Below are 5,478 nucleotides of genomic sequence, written 5' to 3'. Positions count from 1 at the left end.
CCCCCGGTCCGGGGGAGGCGGGGTCGGCGCCCCACCAGTGTCCGTGCCAGGCCCGCCACCGCTCGGGCGGCCCGCCCAGGTGTTCGGCGGCGTCCCGGACCAGGCGCCCCCCGATACGTTTGAACAGGGCGAACAGGGCGGTGTCACCGAGTACGGGGCGGGGGTGCACCCGCCCGTCGTCGGTGACGGTGGGTCGCCACCGATGGGCACGGTCGACGTCGGCGAGTCGGTCCGCCTCGGGGACGTCACCGATCATGAGCGCGGCGGGCCGCAGGCGGTCCGGCTCGTGTTCGGCGCCCTGGAGGTCCGGGGCGCAAGGGGCGGACTCGAACGGGTCGGTGCGTTCGGCCACCCGGATCTCCAACCGCAGTTCGGCCCGGCGGCGCGGGTCCGGCACGGCCGAGCGGGCCCCCACGTGCGCCGCGACCGCCGTGTGCCCGTGTTCGCCCAGGCGGTTGCGGACGAGGGAGGCCAGCGCCTGTGGGGGCCCGGCGAGTGCCTCGGCGCCCTGGAGTCGCCTCGTCTCCCAGGTGCGCGCGTGGAAGCCGAACCACGCGTCCGGATCGGTGAGGTCGTACCGGGACGCCGACCAGTGGGTGGCACGGACCGCTCCGTGTCCGCGACCGGTGCGCGCGCCCACCCGGATGCCGGGCCCGTCCCCGTCCAGACCCCGGGCGGCGATGAGCAGCAGGGCCAGCAGACGGGCCTCGTCGGCCGGGGCGGGAACCCGCAGGCGCAGATGGCAGGTGAACACCGTTCCGGCGGGCAGGACCTCCCACTGCCACAGTCGCCCGGGGAACACGGCGCCGGTGGCCGGGTCGACCCGGGTACCGACGCGCACCGTCACCGCCAGGTCGTCGGGCAGCACGGCCCGGGCGTCGTCGAGGTCCAGGGCACTGGTCACGGGGGCGGGCCCCGCCGACCCGCCCGTGGCGTATCCGTCCTCGGTGCCGAACAGCGCGGCGGCGGCCACCGGGTCGGTGCGGGCCAGGAGTTCGTGGCGCAACAACCCGGCCAGGGTGGTGGCGCGCAGCCGGGGCCGACCGTCGAGCGGGTCGCGATCGAGTGTGAGGTCCACGTCGCTCTCGGCGGCGTGCCGAGGCGTGGCGCGCGCCGCGCCGATGTGGGCGTCACCGAGCAGGCACAGGCGGGTCGCGAACTCCCACACCAGAGCGGGCGGACGGGGAGCGTCGAGGTCACGGTTCACCGTGCGCCACCCCCGTCGCGGGTGGAGACCGCACCCAGCACGCGGGACGCCTCCGCCAGCCACGAGGAGACCAGCAGCAGGCTCAGGCGGGACGCCGACCGGCCCTCCCACTCCTCCGCGCGATGGGACAGGCCGCTGGGCCGGGCGGGGTCGGGCAGCCCGTCGGGGCAGGTCAGGTCCACGGCGGCCACGGCTCGGGCATAGGCGGAGTCCGGCCCCTCGCCGGGCCGGTGGGACCGCCACCAGGTCCTCGCCGGCGCACCACCGGAGAGGTCGACCAGCCACCGGTGGACGGTGATCCGTCCGGCCCGACCGGGGCGGGACAGGTGCGCGCGCTCCAGTGCCCGCGCCGCACGCTCGCGCAGGACCCCGTGGTCACCGCTCCCCGGGGGACCGGTTCGTACGGTGAGCGTGGTGTGCAGGCGGGTCAGCGCCTCGTCGGGTGTGTGGTCCGGGTCCGAGAGCACCTCGCGCAGCCGGCCCAGGAGACTGGGGGTGAGCGGGTCCAGCGTGGGCGCGGAGGCGCGGGCCAGGTCCCGGGCGTGATCGCGCACGGGTTGCGCGGCGGCGTTCCACAACAGGGCCTCGTGCAGAGCCCACAACTGCGGATCGGCGTCCGTGTCCAGAGGCCCGGGCTCGGGCAGGACACGCCCGTCGGGCAGGGTCACGGTCCCCTTGTGGCGCGTCGGCGACGGCGTCGAGGGCGGCACGAACCGTTCGGGGACGGGAGGCGGCGGGTCGAGGAGGACGAACTGGCCGTACCCGTCCACCGCCCGTTCGCCCAGCACGTGCGCCTCCAGGTGGCGCACCTGCGCCGTGGTCAGTCCGCCGTTCGGGCGCACACGCACCACCGACCCCGCGGCGGCGGCCCGGCGCACGGTCATCGGACCCCGGTAGGCACGGTGGTAGGCGCCCACGAGCACGGGTTCGACGTGGGCGGCCACGACCTCGGGGGCGGTGCCGGGCAGACACCGGTCCCAGAGTTCACGCACGGAGGGCACCAGGGCGTGCGGTCGGTGCTGCCCCTGGGCGCCCACCACCAAGGCGGGTGAGAGCAACAGCAGGTCGACGAGCCGACCGGGGGCCCGGGAACGGTCCGGGCACGGCCAGGCCACCCGGTCCGGGGACAGGGGGCGGTCGGGGTCCACCGGCCCCACCTCCACCCCACCGTGCGCGCGGGTTCCGCCCGACCCCAGCGTGAGCGTCCCCCGGGCCGCCTCCAGCGCTTCCAGGATGCGCTCGGCCAACGCGCCCACGAACGCGTGGTCGGGCCCACTGAGCCGCCAACGGGCCTCGAAGACCTGACCCGGGTCGAGGCCGGTCGTGAAGAAGGGCACCCCGCGCTCGGGCTCCCCCGGGCGGGATCGCCCCAGGTAGCGTTCGGCGGTGATGCGCACGGCGGCGCGCAGGGACCGGTCCGGGGTCAGGGCGTCGCGGACCGCGCGGTAGGGCACACTCGGATCGTCGGTGCCTCCGGCGAACGCGTCCACGAGGGTGTCGCCGTCCTTGCCCGGCGTGTACAGGTGGGCGGGCGCGGCGTGGGCGACCACCTGGACCCCGGGGCGGGCGTGCTGTTCCAGGCGGGGATGGGCCGGGGCGAAGTGGACCTGTTCGCCGCGCGCCACCCAGGCGTCCAGTTCGCGCTCCCGGCCGGTCCTGCGCAGCGCGGCGGCGAGCATGCCGCGTTGGGCGCGCCCGCTCAGCACCGGGTCGCTGTGCACCGGGTCGACCGAGGTGCGCACCACCACCGAGTCGGTGAGCACGTAGCGCAGGGGCAGGTAGGCCACGACCGGACGGCTCATGGAGACGTCCTTCCCGTGGACATCGGGGCTCCGGCCAGACGCAGCGTGGTGGTGTGCGGGTCGGTGTCCCCGGGTGCGGCCAGACGCACGTCGACCCGGCCACGACCACGGGTGGCCTTGAGTCCGATCTGGTCGGTGGCCAGGCACGCCAGGGCCAGGCACCGCCAGTCGTCCGGCTCCGGGGGCGTGGACCAGGTCAGGACGGCCCCCAGGGTCACGCCCGGCAGCAGGACCCGGTTGGTGCGCAGCCTCCCCGGTTCGGGTGCGCCGTCGGGGCCGATCTCCACCCCCGACTCCAGCGTGGTGTAGGCGCCGGTGACGGCACGGCGCAGGGTGGAGCGCAGGGGTTCGGCGCGTCCGGCCAGGGCGTGGGCGACCGCGGCGCGCACGGGGTCGCCGGTGACCGCGTGTCCCACCCGGAGGATGCGGTCCGCCCCGTGGGAACGGCCTCGGCCGAAGACCCGCTCCACGGTCGCGGCGAGATCGGGCGCGATGGCCGTCGCGGCGACCGCCCCGACCCGAAGACGCGCGGCCAGGCGGTGTCGGGGCAGGTGAGGCAGCCCGTGGCCGTCGGTGACCACGTCGGTGTCGGCCCCCGTGCCGTCGGCGCTGGCGCCGACGAACAGCGCCGGGGAGACCAGGCGCACCAGGATGCGGTCCGGTGTGCTCACACCCCTCCACCCCCGGACGGGGCCGCGGTGGTGGCCCACGGGTCCAGGTACAGGTCCATCACGCCCACCGCGTCGAGCAGGGCACCGGGGGTCCATCCCGTCGGCAGGGCGACGGGCCGCCCGGTCACCCGGGCACGACGGGCCAGTTCCGGCTCGGGGTCGGCGCCCGACGCCAGCAACGGCACCAGCGAGGAGACCAGCCACCCGCGCCCCCGGGTGTCGCCGTCCACGAGCGCCCCGCCGCCGTGCCCGCTCAGGTAGCGGTCCAGGAAGCGGGTGAAGTCGCCACCGCTCATCGGTTGCGCGGTGCGCGGCGGCCGGGCTCCGCGGGCCGCCTCCACACGGTCCATGACCCGCCGCACCCCGTCGAAGCGGGTCGTCCAGGCCACCGTGTGGTCGTCGGCGACGGTCGGATCGTGTTCGGCGCGGGCCACCCTGTGCGTCTTGGCCAGCCGGCACATCGCCTCGCACAGGTCGTACCCGAGCGACAGGGGTGCCCCCACCGGCTGCACCGCGACACCGGCGCCGACCGTCGGAACCCAGGTGGTGTGCGCGCGGTCGCGCACCCGACGACCGGCGGTGCCGTGCGCGGCGGCCAGGGCCCGATGCAGCGCCACCCGAGGATCGTCGACGTCGGTGATCCGCTCGGGGTCGGCGTCCAACCAGTGCAGGGCGTGACGGACCAGGGCCAAGGCCAAGCGGGCGTCGCACAGGATCGTGAGGTCGTCCCCGGCGACGACGATCGGGCGCAGCGGCAGGCGGACCGTCCCGGAGGGGTCGTGGTCCAGGGTGAGCGGACCGCCGGTGCCCGCTCCGGGAATGTGGGGGTGGACACCGGGGGCGGCGTGGACCGTGGCGGCCACCGCCCGCACCAGCGCACGGGCGAGCCCCCGTGTCAGACCGGCGATGCGGGTGGACAGGTCCCGCTGGGCCAGGGCCCCCGACCCCGGACGGGCGGGGTCGCCCACCCGTTCGCGGTACCGGCCCAGGATCTCGCCCAACCCGTTGACGTCCAGGTGCACCACCGCCACGCGACTCACGTCCCCGTGGTCCCGGCCGAGCCGGTCCACTTCCATGGGCAGGGCCAACTCCGGGGATCCGGTGGCGGTGACGGCGTCCGCCAGCCAGGCGTCACTGTGCGCGCGGTGCCAGCGGCGACCGATGCCCCGGGCCCGGGCCACGTCGGCGGCCACCCGTTCGGGCACACGTGTGTGGTCGGATCGGCTGCTGTCGACCGATTCGGCGGGCGCCCCACTGACCGCGCACACCGCGGTGATGCCGTGACCGTGGGCCGGGGCGTGCAACGCCGACATGTGGCGTCGGGCCCGCCGCAGGCGTACCGGCAGCGCGGCCAGGGCCGCGTCCAGGTCGGGGGCGGACTCCTCCCCCCTCACCTGCGGGGCACCGGGACCGTAGGGGACGAACGCCACCACGGGGGTGAGGTCGCCGGCACGGTCCCGCAACCTGCGGGTGTAGCGGGACGTGAAGGTGCGTGCGGTGGCCAAGTCCGGGAGGACCACGGTGAGCGCGCCCCCCGCGTCGCGCAGGGTCAGACCGTCCTCGGGCATGAGGTCGGCGACACCGTGCCGGTGGTCGGAGGTGTCGGTGAGTTCGGCGACGAGCGCGGCCCGGCCGACCGCGTCGAGGATGCGGCGCCCGCTGTAGACGTAGGCCTGGATACCGCGCAGGTCCACGCCGACGAGGACCCCGGACGAGGGGGGCGACGCGGCGGACGGTGCGCGGTGGTCGGGGTCCTCGTCGGCGTGGACCTGCGCGGTATCCAGGCCTACGTCTACAG

Annotated in this window: 4 protein-coding genes; all 4 read right to left on the bottom strand. The window is 76.2% G+C overall.

Features of this window, described 5'->3' with window-relative positions:
* A partial coding sequence (locus tag DSY14_RS26670) for an RAMP superfamily CRISPR-associated protein (RefSeq protein WP_211719373.1) occupies window positions 1-1,207 on the bottom strand: 1,207 nt, incomplete at its 3' end.
* Window positions 1,204-3,009, bottom strand: coding sequence for a type III-B CRISPR module-associated Cmr3 family protein (locus DSY14_RS26665; RefSeq protein WP_211719372.1), 1,806 nt, complete (start codon window positions 3,007-3,009; stop codon window positions 1,204-1,206). The genes DSY14_RS26665 and DSY14_RS26670, both read right to left, overlap by 4 nt.
* On the bottom strand, window positions 3,006-3,680 hold the full coding sequence (locus tag DSY14_RS26660; protein ID WP_211719371.1) for a hypothetical protein: 675 nt from the start codon (window positions 3,678-3,680) through the stop codon (window positions 3,006-3,008). The genes DSY14_RS26665 and DSY14_RS26660 overlap by 4 nt, the downstream gene beginning before the upstream one ends.
* Entirely contained in the window at window positions 3,677-5,374 is a 1,698-nt protein-coding gene (locus DSY14_RS26655) for a hypothetical protein (RefSeq protein WP_211719374.1), read from the bottom strand. The genes DSY14_RS26660 and DSY14_RS26655 overlap by 4 nt, the downstream gene beginning before the upstream one ends.
* Window positions 5,375-5,478: the final 104 nt, after the last annotated feature.

The sequence above is a fragment of the Nocardiopsis sp. MG754419 genome, assembly GCF_018207095.1.
Lineage (GTDB): Bacteria > Actinomycetota > Actinomycetes > Streptosporangiales > Streptosporangiaceae > Nocardiopsis.
This window is presented reverse-complemented; position numbering and strand designations above follow the sequence as displayed.